Annotated in this window: 20 protein-coding genes; 12 read left to right on the forward strand and 8 right to left on the reverse strand. The window is 52.1% G+C overall.

What is annotated here, in order from left to right; all coding sequences use genetic code 11:
• Nucleotides 1–124: 124 nt before the first annotated feature.
• The 7 genes from DZC79_RS07890 (at nt 125) to DZC79_RS07920 (ending at nt 5,598) form a co-directional block, all read left to right on the forward strand.
• Complete coding sequence (locus DZC79_RS07890) at nt 125–679, forward strand: UbiX family flavin prenyltransferase (RefSeq protein ID WP_118951025.1); 555 nt, start codon at nt 125–127, stop codon at nt 677–679.
• Between the two features lie 13 nt (nt 680–692).
• Complete coding sequence (locus tag DZC79_RS07895) at nt 693–1,526, forward strand: GNAT family N-acetyltransferase (RefSeq protein ID WP_118951026.1); 834 nt, start codon at nt 693–695, stop codon at nt 1,524–1,526.
• A gap of 38 nt (nt 1,527–1,564) precedes the next feature.
• On the forward strand, nt 1,565–2,677 hold the full coding sequence (locus tag DZC79_RS07900) for a M42 family metallopeptidase (RefSeq protein WP_118951027.1): 1,113 nt from the start codon (nt 1,565–1,567) through the stop codon (nt 2,675–2,677).
• Nucleotides 2,678–2,695: 18 nt separating this feature from the next.
• Nucleotides 2,696–3,262 carry a DUF4240 domain-containing protein gene (locus DZC79_RS07905; RefSeq protein ID WP_118951028.1) on the forward strand — a complete coding sequence of 189 codons (567 nt, stop codon included), beginning with the start codon at nt 2,696–2,698 and terminating at the stop codon, nt 3,260–3,262.
• Between the two features lie 83 nt (nt 3,263–3,345).
• Nucleotides 3,346–3,849, forward strand: coding sequence for a GNAT family N-acetyltransferase (locus DZC79_RS07910; RefSeq protein ID WP_118951029.1), 504 nt, complete (start codon nt 3,346–3,348; stop codon nt 3,847–3,849).
• 180 nt (nt 3,850–4,029) lie between these two features.
• Nucleotides 4,030–4,554 carry a class I SAM-dependent methyltransferase gene (locus tag DZC79_RS07915; protein ID WP_157977001.1) on the forward strand — a complete coding sequence of 175 codons (525 nt, stop codon included), beginning with the start codon at nt 4,030–4,032 and terminating at the stop codon, nt 4,552–4,554.
• 27 nt (nt 4,555–4,581) lie between these two features.
• Nucleotides 4,582–5,598, forward strand: a complete 1,017-nt coding sequence (locus tag DZC79_RS07920; RefSeq protein WP_118951031.1) for a bestrophin family protein — start codon at nt 4,582–4,584, stop codon at nt 5,596–5,598.
• Between the two features lie 40 nt (nt 5,599–5,638).
• On the opposite strand, the gene DZC79_RS07925 is transcribed toward DZC79_RS07920, so the two are convergent.
• The 4 genes from DZC79_RS07925 to DZC79_RS21460 form a co-directional block, all read right to left on the reverse strand.
• Complete coding sequence (locus tag DZC79_RS07925) at nt 5,639–7,876, reverse strand: Tex family protein (RefSeq protein WP_118951032.1); 2,238 nt, start codon at nt 7,874–7,876, stop codon at nt 5,639–5,641.
• A gap of 59 nt (nt 7,877–7,935) precedes the next feature.
• Nucleotides 7,936–8,499, reverse strand: coding sequence for an L-threonylcarbamoyladenylate synthase (locus DZC79_RS07930; protein ID WP_118951033.1), 564 nt, complete (start codon nt 8,497–8,499; stop codon nt 7,936–7,938).
• Nucleotides 8,500–8,626: 127 nt separating this feature from the next.
• Nucleotides 8,627–10,888: a reprolysin-like metallopeptidase gene (locus DZC79_RS07935; RefSeq protein WP_198666819.1), complete on the reverse strand. Its 2,262-nt coding sequence runs from the start codon at nt 10,886–10,888 to the stop codon at nt 8,627–8,629.
• A gap of 49 nt (nt 10,889–10,937) precedes the next feature.
• Nucleotides 10,938–11,525, reverse strand: coding sequence for a hypothetical protein (locus tag DZC79_RS21460; RefSeq protein ID WP_198666820.1), 588 nt, complete (start codon nt 11,523–11,525; stop codon nt 10,938–10,940).
• 127 nt (nt 11,526–11,652) lie between these two features.
• Here DZC79_RS21460 and pheT point away from each other — a divergent pair, with 127 nt between their 5' ends.
• The 4 genes from pheT to DZC79_RS07955 are packed head-to-tail and all read left to right on the forward strand — an operon-like array spanning nt 11,653 to nt 15,642.
• Nucleotides 11,653–14,061: a phenylalanine--tRNA ligase subunit beta gene (gene pheT, locus DZC79_RS07940; protein WP_118951035.1), complete on the forward strand. Its 2,409-nt coding sequence runs from the start codon at nt 11,653–11,655 to the stop codon at nt 14,059–14,061.
• Between the two features lie 9 nt (nt 14,062–14,070).
• Entirely contained in the window at nt 14,071–14,349 is a 279-nt protein-coding gene (locus DZC79_RS07945) for a hypothetical protein (RefSeq protein ID WP_118951036.1), read from the forward strand.
• Nucleotides 14,350–14,356: 7 nt separating this feature from the next.
• The gene (locus DZC79_RS07950; protein ID WP_157977002.1) at nt 14,357–14,914 is read left to right on the forward strand and encodes a DUF6452 family protein; all 558 of its coding nucleotides are present in this window, start codon (nt 14,357–14,359) and stop codon (nt 14,912–14,914) included.
• Entirely contained in the window at nt 14,914–15,642 is a 729-nt protein-coding gene (locus DZC79_RS07955; protein ID WP_157977003.1) for a DUF6048 family protein, read from the forward strand. The genes DZC79_RS07950 and DZC79_RS07955 overlap by 1 nt, the downstream gene beginning before the upstream one ends.
• Before the next feature lie 26 nt (nt 15,643–15,668).
• Here DZC79_RS07955 and DZC79_RS07960 read toward each other — a convergent pair whose 3' ends face one another.
• The 3 genes from DZC79_RS07960 to DZC79_RS07970 form a co-directional block, all read right to left on the reverse strand.
• The gene (locus tag DZC79_RS07960) at nt 15,669–17,783 is read right to left on the reverse strand and encodes an endonuclease MutS2 (protein WP_118951474.1); all 2,115 of its coding nucleotides are present in this window, start codon (nt 17,781–17,783) and stop codon (nt 15,669–15,671) included.
• A 202-nt stretch (nt 17,784–17,985) separates the two neighbouring features.
• Complete coding sequence (locus DZC79_RS07965) at nt 17,986–18,741, reverse strand: zinc ribbon domain-containing protein (RefSeq protein WP_118951039.1); 756 nt, start codon at nt 18,739–18,741, stop codon at nt 17,986–17,988.
• Between the two features lie 3 nt (nt 18,742–18,744).
• Entirely contained in the window at nt 18,745–19,845 is a 1,101-nt protein-coding gene (locus DZC79_RS07970) for a Nif3-like dinuclear metal center hexameric protein (protein WP_118951040.1), read from the reverse strand.
• An 87-nt stretch (nt 19,846–19,932) separates the two neighbouring features.
• Between DZC79_RS07970 and DZC79_RS07975 the strand changes: the two genes are divergently transcribed.
• A complete protein-coding gene (locus tag DZC79_RS07975; protein WP_118951475.1) occupies nt 19,933–20,250 on the forward strand; it encodes an eCIS core domain-containing protein in 318 nt (105 codons plus the stop codon).
• Here DZC79_RS07975 and DZC79_RS07980 read toward each other — a convergent pair.
• The gene (locus DZC79_RS07980) at nt 20,247–21,578 is read right to left on the reverse strand and encodes a bifunctional folylpolyglutamate synthase/dihydrofolate synthase (protein ID WP_232831790.1); all 1,332 of its coding nucleotides are present in this window, start codon (nt 21,576–21,578) and stop codon (nt 20,247–20,249) included. The genes DZC79_RS07975 and DZC79_RS07980 overlap by 4 nt on opposite strands.
• Between the last annotated feature and the right edge of the window lie 132 nt (nt 21,579–21,710).

Genomic DNA, 21,710 nt, shown 5'->3' on the forward strand with positions numbered 1-21,710 from the left:
ATATCTTTTAAGACAGGTGCTTTTCAATTAAAGTTAGCACCGGCGTCCGGTATCCCGGCCAATAAGTATGCAATTTACTGATTAGAAGGCTTAGTTTTGCCATCTTAACAATATAAAAGCGAAGATGAAAATAGCGGTAGCCATTACCGGCGCGAGCGGCTCGATCTATGTGCAGCAGCTGCTACATAAGCTGGACCTCCTGAAGGACCAGATCACCGAAGTAGGGATCGTGTGGAGCGACAATGCCAAAACAGTATGGGAAGAAGAGCTGGGCAATAAAGATTATGATCAGTTTCCTTTTAAAGTATGGGCTAAAAATGATTTCTATGCCCCCTTTGCTTCCGGCAGCGCCGACTACCAGGCGCTGATCATTTGTCCCTGCAGTATGGGTACCCTGGGCCGGATCGCCGGCGGCATCAGCGACAACCTCATTACCCGCGCTGCAGATGTGATGCTGAAGGAAAGGAGAAAGCTGATCTGCATGATCCGCGAGATGCCCTACAGCCTGGTCCACATCAACAATATGAAAACCGTAACCGAAGCCGGCGGTATCATTTGTCCTGCTTCACCCTCTTTTTATCACAAACCCCAATCCCTGGAAGAAGCGACCCAAACCGTTGTCGACAGGCTGATCAACCTGGCCGGCCTGCAAGCCGGGGGCTTCCGATGGGGACAATAAAAAAACCTCTTTGATGGAGATCCGCAATTTAAAAGATACAGCGCTCGCCGATATCGTAGCGAGCATTGCCGAGGCATTCGCTGATTATTTTGTTCCTATTTCTGCCAATGTTACTTATTGGCAAAAACGGCTGGAAGCCGCCAGAGTTGACTTTTCCAGGTCCTACGGCCTGTTTGACAAGGACCGGCTGGCGGGCTTTATCCTCAATGGCATCGATATGCTGCAGGGACAACTAACGGCATTCAATACCGGCACCGGTGTGCTGGCAGCAGCACGCGGACATAAAGTCGTAGACCAGCTGTATGCCTATGCGCTTCCGCTATTGCGCGAGAGCGGCATTACCTTGTGCAGCCTGGAAGTGATCGATCGGAACGAAAGAGCCATTCATGTGTACGAACGCATCGGGTTTAGCATACACAAGAAGCTGCACTGTTTCAGGGGCCGGCTGCAAGTTGGCGCTACAGGTGTACAGGCCAGCCGCGTGCCTTTTGCCGCTATAGCAGATGCAGCACTCCCCTGCGACGCTTTTTATTCCTGGGACAATACCGCAGCGGCCGTGCAGGCGGCTGGCGACAGGTACCATTGCTATACCTTGGAACAGGAAGAAAAAACGATCGGCTATTGTATTCATAACCCGGAAACAGGGCACCTGATCCAGTTTGAAGCAACTACCGGCAACCCGGACGACTGGCAGCCGCTATTGACCGGCATTGCGACAATCGCGCCGGAAGTCAGGATCAACAATGTAGATGGCAGCCGCAAAACGCTGCTTGAAGCCCTTAACGCTGCCGGCCTGGAAAACTTCCTGGACCAATATGAAATGCGGATGCCCCTTGCCGGCTCCTGAGAATGATTTAACTTGCCCGGATAAAAAAGAAAACCGATATGGCTAAAAAAGAGCAGAAGGAAAGAAAACATATTCCTGTAGTCAATAAAAAGTCGCTGGCTTTTTTTGAAAGATACATCAACAACGCGGCGCCGACAGGCTTTGAAGCCGAAGGGCAGAAGCTGTGGCTGGATTATATCCGCCCTTATATCGACGAGCACTATGTCGACAATTATGGTACTGCTGTGGGCATCATCAATCCCAAGGCAAAATACAAGGTAGTGATCGAAGCTCACGCCGATGAGATTTCCTGGTTTGTGAATTATATTACCAGCGATGGCCTTATCTATGTGATCCGCAATGGCGGCTCCGACCATATGATAGCCCCTTCCAAAAGGGTGAATATCCATACCGATAAAGGCATTGTCAAAGCCGTATTCGGCTGGCCGGCGATCCATACCCGCAGCGGAGAGAAAGAGGAAACCCCCAAAGTGAAGAATATCTTTCTCGATTGCGGCTGCACTTCCAAGGAGGAAGTAGAAGCGCTGGGTATTCATGTCGGCTGTGTGATCACTTATGAAGATGAGTTCATGGTGCTGAACGACCGCTATTATGTAGGCCGTGCGCTCGACAACCGCGCCGGCGGCTTTATGATCGCAGAAGTTGCCCGCCTGCTGCATGAAAACAAAAAGAAGCTTCCTTTCGGCTTATACATCGTCAACTCCGTACAGGAAGAAATTGGCCTTCGGGGCGCAGAGATGATCGCAGAGTACATACAGCCCAATGTCGCTATCGTTACCGACGTAACCCACGATACATCTACGCCTATGATCAGCAAGGTAAGCGAAGGGGATCTCGCTTGTGGCAAAGGCCCTGTAGTAACCTATGCACCGGCCGTGCAGAACAACCTGAACCGCCTCATCATCAAAACAGCGGAGGACAATAAGATCCCCTTCCAGCGGTCGGCCTCTTCGCGCTCTACCGGCACCGACACTGATGCCTTTGCCTATTCCAATGCAGGCGTGCCCTCGGCGCTTATTTCCCTGCCGCTGCGCTATATGCACACGACCGTGGAAATGGTGCACAAGGAAGATGTTGATAATGTGATCCACCTGATCTACAACAGCCTGCTCAACATTAAGGATGGTCATGATTTCCGTTATATTCAATAATATTTTCAGCCCGACGGTATGAACGAACAAATTTTCTGGCAGCTGATCGATAAAGCCCGTGCTGCCCGCAACAGCAATTTTGAGACCCAATGTGTTACCCTTACGGAGCTGCTGATCCCCTATTCCGCCGAGGACATTATTGCCTTTGAGCACATCCTGCGCGAAAAGATCGAGGAAGCTTCTACCTGGCCTATCATGGCGGCAACCTTCGTGGTCTGCAGCTTTATTTCCGACGATACTTACGAAGACTTCCGTGCCTGGATGGTCGGACAGGGCAAAGAGCATTTCTATAAGATACTCGCAGATCCCAACGTGATCTGCGATATCCTTTTGCCCAAAGAAGCACGCGACCTGGGCGGTGAGTACATGCTATTCGTTGCGGCCAATGCCTGGCTGGAAAAGCTGGACAAAGACAATGAAGATGAGTTTTATGAGCTGATCGACCATCCGGAAGAAAAGGTGATCGAGCAGCGCTGGCCCGAGACCAAGGAGGAATACCGCAAGCTGTTCCCCCGCCTGTACGATACCTTCTGGAATGAAGATCGTATACAGGAAAGGCTTTCGGAGGCTGAAGAAGAAGAATAGACGGCTTACCGGCAGCCCGTTAACGGGCTGCCGCAGCTAAAGAGCCGCAGACAAACCTGCGGCTCTTTTTCAATCAAAACAATATGAACCATATATTCCATTACAGCATCAGGAAGCTGGACCTTACCGACCTGGAAGCTTATAAGCGGCTTCGCCTCGAAGCCTTGGAGCAGGAGTCCTCCGTGTTCAGCAGTACTTACGAACGGGAGGCTGCCTTTGCAACCGGTGATTGGGAACAAAGGCTGAACAACCCGCAATCGGCTTCTTTCGGTCTGTTCCACGACCAGGAGCTGGTAGGTATCACCGGCATTGTCATTACTGATCCCGGCAAATGCGAAGCGACGCTTGTCGCCTCTTACATCCGGAAGCACCACCGTGGCAAAGGACTATCTGCGCTGCTGTACCGGGAACGGATCGCCTGGGCCAGGGATATAGGGCTGAAGCAGATCATCGTCTCCCATCGCGGGGGCAATGAAGCCTCCCGGCGGGCGAATCAACACTTCGGCTTCCGGTTCACGCATGAAGAAATGATGCAATGGCCAGACGGCGTCATAGCGGCCAATGTGTATTACCAGCTCGACCTTTGACACGACAGATGCTCATGCAACGCTCGTCCCGAACTTACACTTCCATAAGGTAATTGTATTATTTTTATGATCTGCCTTACCTGGCACCCTGAGATACCGGCAGAGCTTTATTATTATTGTACCTGAATAATGCTCTTGCCGGAATACCAGTTAAAAAATCCGGGATAAAAAATGCCCCCTATGCAGATTACCGAAGCCGCTGCGATGCTGCGATGCCCGTTGCTGGAACAATACGGCGCGCCCGTGCGCTGGGCCGATCTTGGTTGCGGCAGCGGTGTGTTTACCAGGGCCCTGGCTATGCTGCTTCCTCCCGGCAGCAGCATTTATGCTGTCGACAGAGCAGCATCCTGGTCCGACCCCGGCGACTTGCCGGTAACCATTCATTTCCTGCTGGAAGACTTTGAAACGGCCAGCCTGGATCTGCCACCGCTGGATGGTATCCTGATGGCGAATGCCCTGCATTACGTACGCCGGCAGGACGCTTTCCTGGCCAGGATCAGGCAGCACCTGGCGCCTGATGGCGCTTTTCTCATGGTGGAATACGACACAGATAAACCCGTACAGACCTGGGTGCCCTATCCCATCAGCTTCGCATCTTTAAGCAAGCTCTTCCGGGGGCAGGGCTTTGCCCGGATAAGTAAGCTGCAGGAACGTCCTTCCGTTTACCGGAGCGGCAAACTGTACAGCGCTTTGCTGCAACACTGAAACCCTTAATCTTTAATATACGCGCCTATGCATGCCGGTCAACGTTACACGCTTAAAGAATTCCTGCTCTGGACACGGAGAGACATTTACATCCTGATCGCATTCGCTACGCTTCCTACAGCCCTGCTTTTCTTTTTCCACTGGCAATGGCTGGCTATACCCTGGGTACCGATCGCGCTGGTCGGAACGGCGGCCGCTTTCATTGTCGGCTTCAGGAATACGCAGACTTATAACCGCCTGTGGGAGGCACGGCAGATCTATGGCGCGATCGTCAATACCAGCCGCGCCTGGGGCATGCTGGTCAAAGACAATATCGGTATCCCTGGCACAGATCCCCAGCCTGGCATACACCAGCAGATGATCTACCGGCACATTGCCTGGCTTACTGCGCTCCGCTATCAGTTGAGGGAAAACAGGGCTTGGGAAAACGCGCGCAGCAAGCCTTCGTATATCGAATATGGCCGGCTGTACCGTGTCGAAGAATGGGAAACCAGGTTGGATGAGGCATTGAAGCCTTTCCTTTCGGAAGAAGACCTGCACTATGTGCTGAGCCGGAAGAATCGGGCCACACATATTATCGGGCTACAATCGGCGCAGCTGAAGGCGTTGAAATCCCAGGGACATATCGACCCGCTGGATTATGTCGAGCTGGAGCAGCTATTGGTCAACCTTTATGAGCAGCAAGGCAAATGCGAGCGCCTGAAGAATTTCCCCTATCCCCGGCAGTTTGCTACCATCAACCAGATGTTCATCCGGCTTTTCGTATGCCTGATCCCTTTCGGCACCTTGGGCGAGTTCAGCAAGCTGAGCGATAAGCTGGGCAGCTGGATCATATGGCTGGCCATACCTTTCTCTGTCATCATTTCCTGGGTGTTTATGGCTATGGAAAAGATCGGGGAGAGTACCGAAAATCCCTTTGAGGGCAGCGCCAACGATGTACCGGTTACCGCGATGAGCCGTACCATAGAGATCGATCTGCGCGAAATGCTGGGCGAGCAGGACCTTCCTCCTGCACTTGCTCCGGTCAACAATATACTGATGTAAAAAAGGAGAAGTCAAGTTATAAAACCTGACCTCTCCTTTTTTATTTCCCAAATTTTTTCTTCAATTGGCTCAAGGCATCATGAATATTATCGCTGGGCCGGCTAGCATCTTTCTGCCGTATTTCCGCAGCACGCTTGGCGCGGGGCTGCTGTGCCGGTGGGTCCTGTGTCTGCTTGATGGATAAGGCGATCCGTTTACGGGGGATGTCGACCTCGGTTACTTTGACCATGACTTTATCGTTCAGCTTCAGCACCTCGGCCGGATCGGTAATGTATTTGTGCGCGATCTCCGAAACATGCACCAGGCCGTCCTGCTTCACACCGATATCGACAAAAGCGCCGAAGCGGGTAAGGTTGGTAACGATGCCCGGAACGATCATACCGGCATGCACATCTTCGATAGCATAAATACCGGCAAATTCAAAAGCCTGCGCTTCGCTTCGGGGGTCCAATCCGGGCTTTTTCAGTTCTTTCAGGATATCCTGCAGGGTATGCAGGCCAACCGTATCCGACACATATTTCTGGGGAACGATATGGTTAACGACGGCTTCGTTGCCCACCATTTCCTTCAGCCCGATACCATTGTCGGCCGCCATTTGCGCCACTACTTTATATGCTTCGGGATGCACACCGCTTTCATCGAGGGGATTATCGCCGCCCTTGATCCTCAAGAAGCCTGCGCATTGCTCAAAAGCTTTGTTGCCCAGCCGGGGCACCTCCAGCAGCTGCTTACGATTGGTAAAGCGGCCTTTCTCTTTCCGGTAGCTGACGATGTTTTCGGCGATAGACGGCCCTATCCCGCTCACATAGCTCAGCAGGTGCTTGCCTGCGGTATTGAGGTTGACGCCTACAGCATTCACGCAGCTGACCACGGTCTGGTCCAGCTTTTCTTTCAGGCGCACCTGGTTCACATCGTGCTGGTATTGCCCTACGCCTATGCTTTTAGGATCGATCTTCACCAGCTCGGCTAGGGGGTCCATCAGCCTGCGACCGATGCTCACTGCACCCCGCACGGTAATATCATGATCGGGGAACTCTTCCCTTGCGATCTCTGAAGCAGAATAAATTGAAGCCCCGTCCTCGTTCACCAGGAATACCGGTAAGCCGGTATTCAGCTTCTTGATGAACTGCTCGGTCTCACGACCAGCTGTACCATCGCCGATGGCGAAAGCCTCTATTCCAAATTCCTTTATATAGGTACGGATCTTATGCTCTGCGTCAAGCAATCGGTTGTTCTGCTCATGCACATAGATAAGATCGTTCTTTTGCAGCTCACCTTTTTCATCCAGGATCACCACCTTGCAGCCGGTACGATAACCCGGATCGATAGCCAGTATTCTCTTGGTGCCTAAAGGTGAGGAAAGCAGCAGCTGGCGCAGGTTTTCGGCAAATACAGCGATCGCTTCCTCGTCGGCCTTTGTTTTCAGGGCCATACGGAACTCGCTTTCGAGGCTGGGCTGCAACAGGCGGCGGTAAGCATCCCTGATCGCTTTCTTTACCTGGTCGGCTGCCTCGTTATTGGCTTTAATAAACTGCTTCTCGATCTTCGGCAATGCAGCTTCTTCATCAGGCGCAATGCTCATCCGTAAGAAGCCTTCCATAAAGCCGCGCATGATCGCCAGCATACGATGGGAAGGTATCTTAGACACCGGCTCCGAGAAGTCGAAGTAATCTTTGTATTTGATCCCTTCTTCCTCTTTACCGCTCAGTATTTTACCCTGTACGGTAGCCTGCGTTTCAAACAGCTTACGCATACCGGCACGCACCTCGGCATCTTCATTCACCATTTCAGCAATAATGTCCCGGGCGCCTTGCAGTGCGCTGTCTCCGTCGCTTACCTTATCGTTGATATAAGCTGCCGCTTCGGCTGCGGGCAGGATATCGCCTTGCTCCAGCAGCAGCAAAGCCAATGGCTCCAGGCCGTTTTCACGGGCTGTTTGCGCTTTGGTCTTCCTCTTGGGTTTATAAGGCAGGTAAATATCTTCGAGCTCGTTGAGTGTGGTCGCCTGGTCCAGTTTATCCTGCAGCAGCTCCGTCATCTTACCCTGCTCGTTAATGGTTTTTTCAATAAACGCTTTGCGGTCGGTAAATTCCTGCTGGAAGCGGGCTTCCTCCTGTATTTGCTGGATCTGTACCTCGTCCAGCGCACCGGTCCGGTCTTTACGGTAACGCGCAATAAAAGGAATGGTCGCCCCTTCCGATAGTAATTCCAATACGGCAATAACCTGCTTTTCGGGCAAGGCAAGCTTACCGGCTACAGGCGCTGAGAATGCAATCATGTCTGTTCTTGTTCAAAAAAATAAAGGATGGCGAAGGTAACGAAAAAGAAGCTGCCAGGCTATTCCCGTATCACCTGCACTTTTCCATCGGCGCTAATGCGGAGGATGCGCGAAGGTGGCGTTTCGTTTTGCTCGTCCTGGCGGTGATCCACTACATAGTCGACACCTTCTTTTATGATGGTTTCTATATCTGCAAAGCCTTTCGGAGAGGGCTTCCCGCTTGTGTTGGCAGAAGTAGAGACCAGCGGTCGCTTCAGTCTTTTGATAAGACTTTTACAAAAGGAATCTTTTGTAATACGGATGGCTATGCTGCCATCGGCATTGACGAGGTTGTCGGGTAGCCCGATCGCCTGGTCATAGATCACAGTAGTGGGCCGCTCAAACTCTTGTATCATACCCACAATGTCGGGATGCGGGTTCGCTATATATTGAAAAATAGACTTGGGTTCTGCGAGCAGGATGATCAGGCTTTTTGTATCGTCCCTTTTTTTAAGGCTGTAGATACGGCTTATGGCTGCGGCATTGGTGGCGTCGCAGCCGATACCCCATATCGTATCGGTGGGATAAAGAATAAGGCCGCCTTGTTGCAGCACTTCCAGGGCTTTATTGATCTCTTGATTCATCGGTAAAGAACGACAGCAAAGGTACGACGAAAGAAGCTTTAGCGGCATATGCGTGGCGCACCTTGCCTGGTCCAAAAGAGAAGCGCCGCCCGCGATACGGGCGACGCTTCTCTTCCTTAAAATTAGGTTACCGCAGGGAAATGCTGCGCACAGCCTTGCTCCCCTGTCGCGGATTTGTTACTTTGAGATAGTAGATGCCCCGTGAGAAAGCACCCACAGGTATTACGACGCTCTTCTGCACCGTACCGCTCCATAGTTTCTGCCCAAGGGCATTGAACAAAACCAGGTCCAGCTGCCCCATACCTTTATTGGTTACGTTGATCTCATTCACAGCCGGATTGGGGTAGATCAGCAGATCGTTGCGGAGCTGCGCGTCGGCAACCGACATAACCTTGTTGGTATCGATGAGCTTGAAGTTAACATCCGAAATATCAAAGAATACATTGCCGGCGCCCTTTACCTTTACCCTGGCCCTGAAAGAATAGGTATCGGGCATCATTAATGTTGCGGAACCGGTATTGGGTACGCCGGTGGCCAGCGTGAAGGGATAGGTAAAGCCGCCGTCTACAGAAAGGAAAATGTCTACATTGGCTGCGCTGATGGGTGCAGCATCAGTTTGCGACACGTCCCAGGTGATCGTCTCAGAGGCGTTGGCATAAGCGGTGTCAGTGCTGAGGTTGGGCGAAGTCACCTTAAAAGGCTGGCCGGTATTGATCACATTCAGGGTCACCACGTTATCCGAAAAATCGAAAGCGCCGAAACCATTAGCCAGGCTGCGGGCTGCCAGCTTGAACCTGAGGGTGCGGGCTACTGCGGGCAGCCGCTCCCCTTTATAAGCGGTGATATTTCGCACCAGCGAGTCGATACGGGGAAATACCCTCAGCTTACCGGCAACAGGCGCAAAGCTGCGGAAAACAGGACCCATAGTAAATCTGGCACTGGTATCCTCATCTGCCCTGAGGTTGCCCAGGTCCCATTCTTCCCAACAGTAGGTTAAGGCGTCTTCAGGAGAACCGGGCGTTGCATCCGGAGCCATCAGCTCAAAGGGCGTTTTATAGGGAACGGAATAGCTGGCAGTGATAGAAGGTAAAGTAGGTGGCGTCGTCCCCACATCCGTCACCGGACAGTCGGCCCCCGACTGGGTAGTAATATAGTCGGATATTTCATCCAGGCTGGCTGTATGAAAGTAATCATCGCTGTGGGCCTGCAGGTTATTGATTGGCCCGCAGATACCGGCATAGGCCATTATGGTGCTGCCGCTTCCCGGCTCATAGGCAGTAAAGCTGTTCTCGGTACCGCTGCAGCGGTTAAAGGTATGGTTGGCGCCGAACTGATGACCCATTTCATGTGCAACGTAATCGACATCATAAGGATCGCCGACCGGGTTGGCGGAGCCGGTCACGCCCCTGGCCTTGGAAAAATTGCGGCATACACAGCCCAGGAAGGCAACGCCGCCGCCGCCGGTGCTGAAAATGTGACCGATATCGTAATTGGCCGATCCGATCACCGAGGTAGTATTGCTTTGGTTTTGTCCCAGCAGCGTGTTACCGTCGTTATTGGCAGTAAAAGGGTCTGAAGAAGCATCGAGATAGACCAGCTGGTCATTGTTACCGACCATAACCATCGTCACGGCGACTTCACGTTCATAGATGCCGTTTACCCGGTTCATGGAAGTGGTCATAGCGCTCAGCACACTGGCAGTAGTCGGCACAGAGCCGCCCACAGCTGCAGCATATTCCCCGGTACAGGACAAAGCCAGCCGGTAGGTTTTGCGTGTGCCGCCACTCTGCTTCATTCCCAGCGAAGGCAGCTGACCGTCTATGGTTTCGGGGAGGTTGCCCTCTGCATCGGGCAACGCTTCGCCACCCAGGCTGCAGGTCATGTATTGTTGCTCCGGACGCTGGTAATTCCTTTTATAATATATCGTATAATAGCCGTCGGCAATATCGCTGTATGGATCGATAAAGAAAGTATTGGTCCCATCGAATACCATTGCATGAAAGCCATTGACGGTAAAATCAAGCTTGGCCGTTACCGACGGATTGTCGGCTGCACGTGCCGTGAATGTTTGTATTTCACTAAAGCGGGACCGCAGCGGCTCTTCCATCATAGGGGTATTCCATACATAGAAATCGCGGGAGCTACCATCAGGTGTGGGTAGGCTGATACGTTGTGCTTTGGCTGGATCATTGCTGAGTGAGAACAGAAAATCTTTCAGCGCAGGCTGTTCGGCCATCTCCAGGCGATATGCCAGCGGCTGAAGTACCTGCCGGCCCTTCGAGGGTGCAGTGTTCCCGTCGAAGGAATGGAAAAAGCCGGTTGCCTGAGCCTGCGACAGAGCTATCAGCGACAAGCAGCCGGTAAGCCAGTTTCGGTTGATTTTGATCATGTTTTTAAATTGATTCCGGATACAAATTAATGAGATACAATTTCGGGATTTATCTTCCGGCGGGGGTGCTTCTTTTTGTCGTGGCGTCTTCTTTCCGGTACACCACGTAATAAGTCTTATTCCCTTTCTTCCAGGGAGCAATAATATAGTAACGATCCTGTTGCCTGATCTCAGCATTCATCACCTTACCATCATAATCGATCCGCACTGAAGCGCTGATATCATCAATACCCAGTCCTTTAAGCGACACCAGCCCGGGAAACTTTGCAGCCAGCTCAGGAGAAAGCGTGCCGGAGGAGATCACTTTGAAGCGTATGCATTCCTGGTCGGAGAGCGAGGGCAGGTGAATAGTGGTAGGTGTATTGCCCCGCTTCCCGGCCATAGCCAGGTAGCGCTGCAGGCTTTTTTCATTTACAATGTATACGGAAAAGGTTTTGGGTAACGTTACAGAACCGTAACGGGCAGGAAGCCGGAGTATAGCCGGGGTCTTTACCTGGTTCCAGGTAAGGGTAAGACCTTCTTCTTTAACGCTGCAGACAGCCCCCTTAGCGGATACCTGTTGTTGAGCGGATACTTTTGCCGGATAGGGTAAGCTGACAGCCAGCAGCATTCCCGTTATTGCGGAGCGAAGCAACATGAAGCGAATATATCGAATTAAAGGGAAAAACAATGTAGGTACAGGTGAATTAACATTATACAGCCTTTTCATACTTCAACATTATCAAGTAACTTTACGCCCTCAAAAAATACAGAATTACTCGTTTATGCAGATTGCCTATAGTTGGTTGCTGGATTACCTGCCGCAGCCGGTTCCGGTTGAAGAACTCAGTCATATATTAACAAGCATCGGGCTGGAAGTGGAAGCAGTGGAACGTTCTGAAGCGATTCCCGGAGGGCTGGAAGGCCTTGTTGTGGGTGAAGTGATGACTTGTATCCCCCACCCCAATGCCGACAAGCTGAAGTGTACTACCGTCGATGTAGGCACAGGCGCACTGCTACCCATTGTATGCGGCGCGCCTAATGTCGCTGCGGGCCAGAAGGTGATCGTAGCTACCGTGGGTACCACGGTACACCCATTGAACGGGACACCATTTGAGATCAAAAAAGCCAAGATCCGCGGAGAAGTGAGCGAAGGGATGATCTGCGCAGAAGATGAGATCGGCCTGGGTGAAAGTCATGCCGGGATCATGGTGCTGCCGGAAACAGCCATAACCGGTACACCGGCCGCCGCTTATTTCAATATTGCTCCTCCGGACTTTACTATACATATAGGTCTGACACCTAACCGCAGCGATGGCAACAGCCACATCGGCGTCGCCAGGGATGTATGCGCTTATATGACGCATCACAAGGGAACACCCTGGGCGGTAAAATACCCGGCAGCTCCGGAACCGTTGCTTGCCGCTGCAAGCGTTCCGGTGGAAGTAACGGTCACTGCCGGCGAAGCCTGCCCGCGCTATAGCGGCATTGTGCTGAACGGCATCAAAGTGCAGGCCTCTCCCGACTGGCTGGTACGGCGCCTGCAAACCATAGGCCTGCGCCCGATCAACAATGTAGTAGATATCACCAATTACGTTCTGCACGAGTATGGCCAGCCGCTGCACGCCTTCGATTATGATAAAATAGGCGGGCAGAAAATAGAGGTCCGTATGGCACAGGATGGCGAAAGATTTGTCACCCTCGATGGTAAGGAGCACAGCATGCGCGCAGCAGACCTGATGATCGCCGATGCGGAGAAAGGCATGTGCATCGCCGGCGTATTCGGCGGCGCCCATTCAGGCGTGAGCGGGCAGACAACCAGCATTTTCCTGGAAAGCGCCTACTTTGATCCCCGCGCCATCCGCAGGACCTCGATGCATTACGGCCTGCGCACCGATGCCGCTACCCATTTTGAAAAAGGTGTGGATGTGCAAATGGTATTGCCGGCCCTGAAACGGGCTGTACAGCTGATACAGGAGCTCGCAGACGGCCAGGTCGCCTCTGCGCTTACCGACATCTATCCCGTTCCTCTACCCGCGCATATCATTACCGTACAATACCAGTACATCCGGAAGCTTTGCGGCAAAGACTATGCGCCGCAAGCGATCGAAACGATCCTCAGCGCGCTGGGTTTCCGCATACTGAATAAAACAGCAGATTTTATCGAGGTTGAAGTGCCGTCCGACAAACCTGATGTACGCCAGCCGGCCGATATTGCCGAAGAGGTATTGCGTATCGACGGCCTGGACAATGTAGCCATTCCCTCGCGGCTGAATATTTCTTTACATCGCCGTCCCGACCCGGTAAGCCGCCGCTGGAAGGAGCGGGTGGCGACCTACCTCAGTGCGGCAGGCCTTAGCGAGATTGTAACCAACTCGATCACCAACAGCAAATATTACGATCAGGCCGCGCCCCTGGTAAAGATGATCAACAGCCTGTCGAGCGAGCTGGACGTGATGCGGCCTTCCCTGCTGGAAAGCGGCCTGGAGGTTATCGCATGGAATGTTAACCGCAAGGCGCAGGACCTGCGTTTGTATGAGTTTGGCAATATTTACCGGCAGGAAGCCGTTGGTCAGTACGAGCAGACTGCCCAGCTGGCGATATGGATCACGGGCAACAGCGAGGAGCAGCACTGGCAGCATCCCTCCAGGCCTGCTGATATTTATGAGCTCAAAGGCATTGTTGACAATATTTTCCGCAGCTGCGGCATTGCCAAAATACAGGAGGCCGTAACCGATAGCGGTATCGAATGGAAACGCGGCAGGCAGATCATTGCCAAAGCCGGCGCCGTATCCCGCGACCGGCTGAAGCTGTTCGACCTGAAGCAGGAAGTATTCTATGCCGAACTTGATGTAAAGGCTTTTGTTGAAGCAGCTGAGGGTGTGAAAGTAAAATATACAGGTCTGCCCAAATACCCGTCCATGCGCCGCGACCTGGCCCTGGTACTGGATAAAAACGTACCTTACAGCAAAGTAGCCGCCATTGCGCAGGCCCAGAAGTGGGAAGCCCTGAAAGGATACGAGCTTTTCGATGTCTTTGAGAGCGAGAAGATCGGCGCCGGTAAAAAGTCGCTGGCCCTGAGCTTCACGTTCCAGCTGAACGAGCGTACCCTTACCGACGAGGAAGTAGATGGTATGATGAAGCAGCTGATCGCTTCCTACCAGAAGGACCTGCAGGCGCTGGTAAGAGAATAAAACCGGCCTATGAAAGAACTGGAATTATTACAGCAAAAGCTGGAGCTGCTCCTGAAGCGCTATGCAGCCGTACTGAGCGAGAAAGAACGCCTAGAGGAGCTCTGCAACCGCCATACCGGGACCATTTCGGACCAGCAAAATAAGATCGCCGCCCTGGAAACCGAGCTGCAGCTGAAAGCCGTAGCGCTTTCCACTACAGGGACCCATGCCGGCGAGAATAAACAAAAGCTGAAGACCCATCTTGAACGGGTCATCAGGGAAATCGAAAAAAACATAGAACTGCTGTAACCTGCACATGCTTTCAACCCCAACCCAAAAACGGACAGGTATACTGGTATTGCTGCTTTGCCTCGCCGGAATACTGTCCTGTGAAAAAGACGGACCGGAATGCTATGTCCCCCTGCTGGTAAGGACTGGCAATGCCTTTATCATAACCGATACGCAATACATACAAGTGGATACCATGCCACAAAGAGATAGCCTGATTTATGTATACAGCGACAGCGTTATGCGGAACGCCGAGATGAAAATACTGATCGACACGCCGGCCTATATCGTTACCGGTACCGAGCAAAGTGGCAACCTGATGCACATCGCGCTCAATCCCCTGAGAGACAGCACGCGCTATGCTTTCCGTGCAGATACCGCATCATCAATATGGGATACGATTACCTATTACTACACACCGGTATCCCATTTTGTGTCCAATAGCTGCGGCTATACCTTTTATTACACCCTGAATGGTGTAAAAACCACGAAGCATATCCTCGACTCGGCCGCTGTGCCCCAGGCTAACGTTACCACCGACATTACAGTCAGGCATGTACAATTGTACTTTAAAAGAAACTTTTAATGAAAGCAGCTGTACTTGTTCTTTTGTCCTTGTTCCTGTCCGGCCTAGTCCTTGCACAAATGCCGGCGGATAGCGCCGGACGACCGGCTACCGACAGCATTCAGAAGATTGCGACGGATACTGTCGCAAAGCTTCCCCGTACACCCCGCACGCATCAGCTCCGGCTTGGCTTCGATCTGTACCGTATCGCCTACAACCTGATGTGGCCCAGCCGGCAGGGCTATGAAGCGCAAATTGACTATTCTATCACCCAGAAGACTTATGTAGTGGCGGAAGCCGGCTTCGGGAAAGGAAAAATAGATTACTCTTTTCTGCAGTACAACAGCTCGTCCTACTTCCTGCGCCTGGGCATGGATCAGCAATTCCTGGATGTGATCAGCATCAGGGATTTCGACATCGGCTTCATCGGCCTCCGTTATGGTGTGGCAGCCGGTAAGCGCAGCGCGGTCGACTATGAAATAGCCAATCCTTTTGGCCCGCCTGTGGCCGGCTCCGTGGAAAGCCAGAACTATGTTGTTCATTGGGGCGAAGTGACCGGCGGCATTAAAGTGGAGTTCTGGAAAGGCTTTTTTGTCGGCTGGAACATACGCGGGAAGTTTATGTTCAACAGCGGTATTTTTAAAGAAATAGCCCCTAACTACATCGCCGGTTACGGGAAGGGGGATAAGTCCACCAATTTCGACTTTAACTTTTACCTCAGCTATGCGATCAGGTGGAAGGGAAAATAAATCCCCTCCATCCCTGAAGTATAGCTTTATTTCTTCTTCCTGGTTTCTCTTTTCTCCTCCACCGTTACCCATTCGGCCAGGTTGATCGTAAAGGGCATCTGGCCAATACGCACAACAGCCTTCTTCCCTTTGATCTCGGTAAGGCGACCCACCTGGTGATTCAGCGTATGCCGTACCAGGTCGCCTTCCTGCGGCACTCTCCCCGACAAGCGGAACTTCTTGTCCGCCTTCTTCGCCGCAGCTTCATTCTGCTGTATCTGTTTCCGGCGAAACAATATTTTCTCTGCCGATTCGAGCACCTCCTGCTTGTTCTCCGCTTTCTTCCAGTCGTGGATGATCTGCTTGAATTTCCTTTCGGTGTCGCGCAGGTATTCCAGCTCTTCTTTTTTGATCTTGTTCTGCAGCTTCAGCGTTTCGAAATGCTGCCGCAGGCGTTCTTTGTCGATCAGCTCTTCATATTGCTCTTTCAGCGCCTCATTCTTGTCGAGCAGCTGGTCGAGATACTTTTCCTTATCACCCAGCCGTACCGATTGCTGCTCGGTCTGCAGCAGCATCTTATCCAGCTTGAAATGCCCCCGCTCGGTAAGCTGCCGTGCACGGTCGATCACCTTCTTGGAGAGCTCGCTGCGCTGGGCTATAGCAAAGGTGTACGAGCTGCCCGGCTTTCCTATGGCCAGCTGGTAAAGCGGCTCCAGTCTTTCTTCATCGAAGGTCATAGCGCCGTTGTAAATGCCCTGCACCTTCCCGGCCATTACCTTGAGATTCAGGTAGTGCGTGGTAATAATACCCAAGGCTCTTTTCCCGGCAAGCTCCTCTACAATGGCTTCAGCAAAAGCGCCGCCCAGGTTGGGATCCGATCCGCTACCCAGCTCATCGATAAAGAACAAGGTCTTTCCATTGGCAAAGTCGAGGAAGTATTTCATATCGCGCAGGTGGGCGCTGTACGTGCTCAGCTCATTCTCGATCGATTGCGTATCGCCGATGTGCACAAAGATCTGCTTGAACACCCCCATTTCCGATTGCTCGTCTACGGGGACCAGCAAGCCGGCCTGGAGCATCATCTGTAGCAGCCCGACAGTCTTCATCGATACTGTTTTGCCGCCGGCATTTGGTCCGCTGATCATCAGTATCCGCTGGTCGCGGTCCAGGGTAATATTTAAAGGGACAACGGGTTTACCGTTTTTTTGGTTGTGCAGGAAAAGCAGGGGATGTACAGCTTTGATGAGCTGTACGGAGGGATGCGGGCTCAGGCGGGGCAGCGTGGCATTCAGCTCTGCAGCCAGCAGGGCCTTTGCCCTGATGAAATCGTAGAGACCGCAAAGGTGATAATAGCTGTCGAGCTGGGGCTGGTAGCCCGAAAGATGCGCCGTGGTCTGTGCCAGAATACGCTGGATCTCCTTATGCTCGGCCCGTTCCAGCGCCGATACTTCGTTGTTCAGCTCAATCGTTTCTTCCGGCTCAATGAATACCGTTTTGGCAGTATCGCTCTCGCCGTGAAGTATTCCTTTTACAATGCGCTTGTGTTCGGCAAAAACAGCTACGGTACGCCGCCCACTGAGAAAGCTCTCGGATATTTCGGCCAGGTAGCCTTGCTTGCTCAGCCTCCGGAGAATACCTTCAAAAGTTTTGCGCAATAGCTGCCGCGCTTTATCCAGCTCCATGCGAATGCTCATCAGCTCGCGCGAAGCATTGTCTTTTACCTGGCCGCTATCGTCGATTACAGCAGAAATGATCTGGCTGATCTCTTTTTCATAAACGATCTTTTCGGCCAGCGCCCGCAGCTGCGGATAAAGCGGATCATGGTTCTTCAGCCACTGGAGCATCTCTTTGACATTGAGAGCCAGGCTGCGGAATGCAAGCAGCTCTTCTCCTTTGAGTATGGCGCCGGACAGGGACAGGTATTTTAGCTCCCGCTCTACGTTACGGGTAAAGTCGTTGGGGAAATGGTCATGGCTTTCCAGGGTCAGCTTATATTCCTGGGTTTGTTGCAGTGCCATGGCGATATAGTCAAATCGACTATGGAATTTCAGGTTGTCCACCCTCTTGCGGGCGGCATCAGTACGGCATTTCAGCGACAGCAGCTGTCTTATTTTATTGAATTCAAGCTGATCCTGTGCTTGCGCCGGATAAGTTTGTAGCATGTTGATAATCGTATAAAGCAGCAGGACCGGGGTCTTGCTCTTGGGGTCAGTATTAGAGACAGCTGTCATGCTGTCCCGGGTTCATAAAAAAAGCGACGTTTATATAAACGCCGCTAAAGAAACAGGTTAAAAAATTGTACAGGAAAACGAGGTTCCGGTCCGGCCGGAAATACCCTTCATTGTCCTGAGCGTCCTTCCCGGATCAGGCTTTCACCGACTCGTTCAGATCATTGTCGACCAGGATACGGCCGCAATGTTCGCAAACGATGATCTTCTTGCGCTGGTGTATCTCGGCCTGGCGCTGGGGGGGAATGATATTGAAACATCCGCCGCAGGAGTCGCGTAGTACGGGTACTACAGCCAGTCCGTTGCGGTAGCTGGCGCGGATACGCTCGTAAGCGGTCAATAAACGCTCTTCAACTTTTTCTTTAGCTTTTTCTGAATTCTTGGTCAGTTCATTTTCTTCCTTTTCAGTCTCTTTGATAATCTTGTCCAGCTCTTCCTTTTTGGCAGCCAGGGCTTCCTGCTTGGCTTCCAGCAGGCTTTGCGATTGCAGCTTGCTGTGCTGTGTTTCCTGCATACGTACACCGGCATCTTTAACATGCTTGTCGCACAGCTTCATTTCCAGCTCCTGCATCTCCATTTCTTTGGTGATCGCTTCAAACTCACGGCTGTTCTTCACATTATCCTGCTGCTTCTCATATTTTTTGATCAAAGCTTCGGCTTCCTTCTTGGCGGCTTTGCGGCTTTCGATGTATTCGCCTATGCTGGCAATTTCCGAGTCAATATTGTTTACGCGCGTCTGCAAGCCTTCCACCTCATCTTCCAGATCGTTCACTTCCATCGGCAGCTCTCCCTTAAGCGTTTTGATCTCATCCCTTTTGGAATCAATCTTTTGCAGAGTCAGAACGGCGGTAAGTTTTTCCTCAATCGAAAAATCTTTTGCTACAGTAGCCATATATTAGAAATAATAATTTACAGGATTTGTATTTGTCTTCGTAAAAAGAAGCGCAAAATTAGGAAATTTTTCCTTTACAATTTCAGAAAAAATTTCTATGGTAAATTGCTCACTTTCGTAATGGCCGATATCCGCGATCATGATCTGGTCTTCCGCGTCAAAAAACTGGTGGTATTTGTAATCGCCGGTCACAAATACATCGGCGCCGGCAGCCCGGGCCTGCTTCAAAAGGAAGCTGCCCGCTCCGCCACAAAGCGCTACCGTGCGGATCTTCCCTGCAGGTGGCGCAGTATACCGTACACAGGCAGTTTTCATCTTTTCTTTCAGGAACCGCAGAAAATCTTCAGGAGCCATGGGGTTTTCCAGCCGGCCGACCATGCCTGCTCCGATAGTCTGGTTTTCATTTTCCAGGGCGATCAGCTCATATGCGACCTCCTCATAAGGATGGTTTTCCTTCAAAGTCTTCAGCACTGCCGCTTTCAGGTGCTTGGGCACGATCACCTCCAGCTTTTGCTCGGCTACGATCTCCCTGGGCCCTCCTGCTGCGCCAATGACCGGCTTACTATGGGCCGAAGGCCGGAAAGTGCCCGCTCCAGGTGTCGCAAAGCTGCATTCGCTGTATTCCCCTATGCTGCCCGCGCCTGCGGTGAAGAGCGCAGCCAGCAAAGCGGTGGCCTGGCTTTCGGGGACATAGGTATATAATTTATAAAGACTTTCTTTAACCGGCGCCAGGATACGGGCCTGCTGCAGTCCCAGCCGTTCGGCGATCTTCCTGTTGACACCGGCCTGCACGTTATCCAGGTTGGTATGCGCCGCATAGATCACGATATCATGCCGGATGGCTTTGAGTATTGTCCGTTCAACATAGTTGCGGCCGGTAATGCTCTTCAGTCCTGAAAAAATAAGCGGGTGGTGTGCGACGACCAGGTTGCAGCCCCTGGCTATAGCCTCGTCCAGCACCGCTTCCGTTACATCCAGCGTAAGTAAAGCGCCGGTAGCTTCGATGCCGGCATCGCCTACCTGCACCCCGCAATTGTCGTAGCTTTCCTGGTAAGGCAGCGGCGCGAAACGTTCGATTTCGGCCAGGATATCTTTAATTTGCATAGTCTCTTCAAATGCGGCTATTGGCTACCGCTGCACAAAAATAAGGCAAGTGACCAGGCAAGCGGCTACTGCGGCAATAAAAAATTCATGAAGGTCAGGATAAAAGAAAACAGCAGGATCGCCAGGATTGCCGCCTGGAAGCTCGGCACGAGCACCATGGCCATTACCCTGGGCAGCACCATTCACCTGCACAATACCTCGCGGGCCGATTTCCTGGGTAACCCCTCCTGGGTATGCCACGAGCTGGCGCATGTGCTGCAGTACCGGCGATATGGCTTTACCGGCTTCTTGCTCCGCTACTTATGGGAAAGCATGCGTCGCGGCTATTATAATAACCGCTGGGAAGCGGAGGCAAGAGAAAAGGAAACCGACCGGTCATTGCTACGGAATGTCTCCTTTATCTAAGATAATACACGCTGCTCCAGGATCGCGATGGCTTCGCCGACGATAAAAAAGCTGCCGGTAATCAGGATCACATCTTCTGCACCGGCATCGTCACGGGCGGCAGCCAGCGCGTCAGCAACAGTGGGATAGGCCTTACCTTGCAGCTGGCCTTGCTCAGCTATGCTAGCCAGCTCATCGAAAGGCATAGCACGGGGCACATTAGCCTGGGTAAAATAATAGACCGCATCGGTGGGAAAGAGCGCCAGGGCCTGGGCAACATCTTTGTCCCGCACAAAACCGCAAACGATGCGCAGACCGGCCACGGCCGCTCCCGATGCTCTCAGAGCTGCCAGGTTAGCGGCCAGGAAAGACATACCTTCTGCATTATGCGCTACATCGAGCACAATCTCAGGCTGCTGCCGCAAACGTTCCCAGCGGCCACGCAGCCCCGTAGTGGTCTTTACCTGCTCCATGCTTTTCAGCACCTGGTCCCGGTCCAGCCGCCAGCCCATCTGCTGCAGCAGATCACATGAAGCGAGCACCGTCTTGATATTATGCGCCTGGTAGCTGCCCAGGAGATCGGTTTTGAGATCGTACATTTTTTGCTCTCCTTTATGGATCGCCTTATAATATTGATAATCTGCGTCCTGCTTTACCCTTACCAAATCCCACAGGCTGTCGGCATATACAACGCTGGTATGCTTATTCAATGCTGCCAGGAAAAATACCTGCTCCGTTTCCGCCTGTGTTTCACCCACCACCACGGGTACTTTTTCCTTAATGATCCCGGCTTTCTCCCTGGCGATCTGGGGTAAGGTATCTCCCAGTATCTGGGTATGATCCAGCCCGATATTGGTGATCACCGACAGTACAGGATCGAGAATATTGGTGCTATCGAGCCTGCCGCCAAGCCCCGTTTCCACCACGGCTACATCTACTTTCTCTTCTGCAAAAGCAGCAAAGGCCATCGCTACGTTCAGCTCGAAATAGGAAGGCTCGATGCTATCGAACAAGGGGCGCATTTTTTCCACAAAAGAAATCACAAAGGATTCCGATACAGGAATGCCGTTGATACGTATCCGTTCTCTGAGGTCGACCAGGTGTGGCGAAGTATACAAGCCGGTCCGGTACCCCGCTTGCTGCAGCGCTGCTGCGATCATATGGCTGGTGCTGCCTTTGCCGTTGGTGCCGGCGATATGGATAGCCGGAAATTTTTGCTGGGGCTGATCCAGCGCAGCACATAACTCAATAATATTATCCAGCCCGCTCTTGATCGCTTGCTGCCCGATTCTTGAGAACATAGGCAATCTTTCGGTGAGCAGGGCAACGGTTTCCCGGTAGGTAGGCATCAGGCGTCAATTTGATGATAATGAATACAGACTGCGAAAATATTGCAATTCCGCGTGTTGTTAAAATCAAAAGGATCGGAAGCGATCAAGCCCCCCCTACCCATTTATGTAGGAGACTTTTTTTTTTGACAA

Origin of the sequence: Taibaiella helva, assembly GCF_003545695.1 — a bacterium.
In the GTDB taxonomy this organism is placed as follows: Bacteria; Bacteroidota; Bacteroidia; order Chitinophagales; family Chitinophagaceae; genus Taibaiella; species Taibaiella helva.

Bases quoted from the DNA above. Each gene is read 5' to 3' on its own strand.
- DZC79_RS07945 (WP_118951036.1), top strand. From the start codon at position 14,071: ATGAAAGAACTGGAATTATTACAGCAAAAGCTGGAGCTGCTCCTGAAG.
- DZC79_RS07925 (WP_118951032.1), bottom strand. From the start codon at position 7,876: ATGATTGCATTCTCAGCGCCTGTAGCCGGTAAGCTTGCCTTGCCCGAA.
- DZC79_RS07980 (WP_232831790.1), bottom strand. From the start codon at position 21,578: ATGCCTACCTACCGGGAAACCGTTGCCCTGCTCACCGAAAGATTGCCT.
- DZC79_RS07935 (WP_198666819.1), bottom strand. From the start codon at position 10,888: ATGATCAAAATCAACCGAAACTGGCTTACCGGCTGCTTGTCGCTGATA.
- pheT (WP_118951035.1), top strand. From the start codon at position 11,653: ATGCAGATTGCCTATAGTTGGTTGCTGGATTACCTGCCGCAGCCGGTT.
- DZC79_RS07915 (WP_157977001.1), top strand. From the start codon at position 4,030: ATGCAGATTACCGAAGCCGCTGCGATGCTGCGATGCCCGTTGCTGGAA.
- DZC79_RS07970 (WP_118951040.1), bottom strand. From the start codon at position 19,845: ATGCAAATTAAAGATATCCTGGCCGAAATCGAACGTTTCGCGCCGCTG.
- DZC79_RS07910 (WP_118951029.1), top strand. From the start codon at position 3,346: ATGAACCATATATTCCATTACAGCATCAGGAAGCTGGACCTTACCGAC.
- DZC79_RS07930 (WP_118951033.1), bottom strand. From the start codon at position 8,499: ATGAATCAAGAGATCAATAAAGCCCTGGAAGTGCTGCAACAAGGCGGC.
- DZC79_RS07890 (WP_118951025.1), top strand. From the start codon at position 125: ATGAAAATAGCGGTAGCCATTACCGGCGCGAGCGGCTCGATCTATGTG.
- DZC79_RS21460 (WP_198666820.1), bottom strand. From the start codon at position 11,525: ATGTTGCTTCGCTCCGCAATAACGGGAATGCTGCTGGCTGTCAGCTTA.
- DZC79_RS07965 (WP_118951039.1), bottom strand. From the start codon at position 18,741: ATGGCTACTGTAGCAAAAGATTTTTCGATTGAGGAAAAACTTACCGCC.
- DZC79_RS07975 (WP_118951475.1), top strand. From the start codon at position 19,933: ATGAAGGTCAGGATAAAAGAAAACAGCAGGATCGCCAGGATTGCCGCC.
- DZC79_RS07900 (WP_118951027.1), top strand. From the start codon at position 1,565: ATGGCTAAAAAAGAGCAGAAGGAAAGAAAACATATTCCTGTAGTCAAT.
- DZC79_RS07955 (WP_157977003.1), top strand. From the start codon at position 14,914: ATGAAAGCAGCTGTACTTGTTCTTTTGTCCTTGTTCCTGTCCGGCCTA.
- DZC79_RS07895 (WP_118951026.1), top strand. From the start codon at position 693: ATGGAGATCCGCAATTTAAAAGATACAGCGCTCGCCGATATCGTAGCG.
- DZC79_RS07905 (WP_118951028.1), top strand. From the start codon at position 2,696: ATGAACGAACAAATTTTCTGGCAGCTGATCGATAAAGCCCGTGCTGCC.
- DZC79_RS07920 (WP_118951031.1), top strand. From the start codon at position 4,582: ATGCATGCCGGTCAACGTTACACGCTTAAAGAATTCCTGCTCTGGACA.
- DZC79_RS07960 (WP_118951474.1), bottom strand. From the start codon at position 17,783: ATGCTACAAACTTATCCGGCGCAAGCACAGGATCAGCTTGAATTCAAT.
- DZC79_RS07950 (WP_157977002.1), top strand. From the start codon at position 14,357: ATGCTTTCAACCCCAACCCAAAAACGGACAGGTATACTGGTATTGCTG.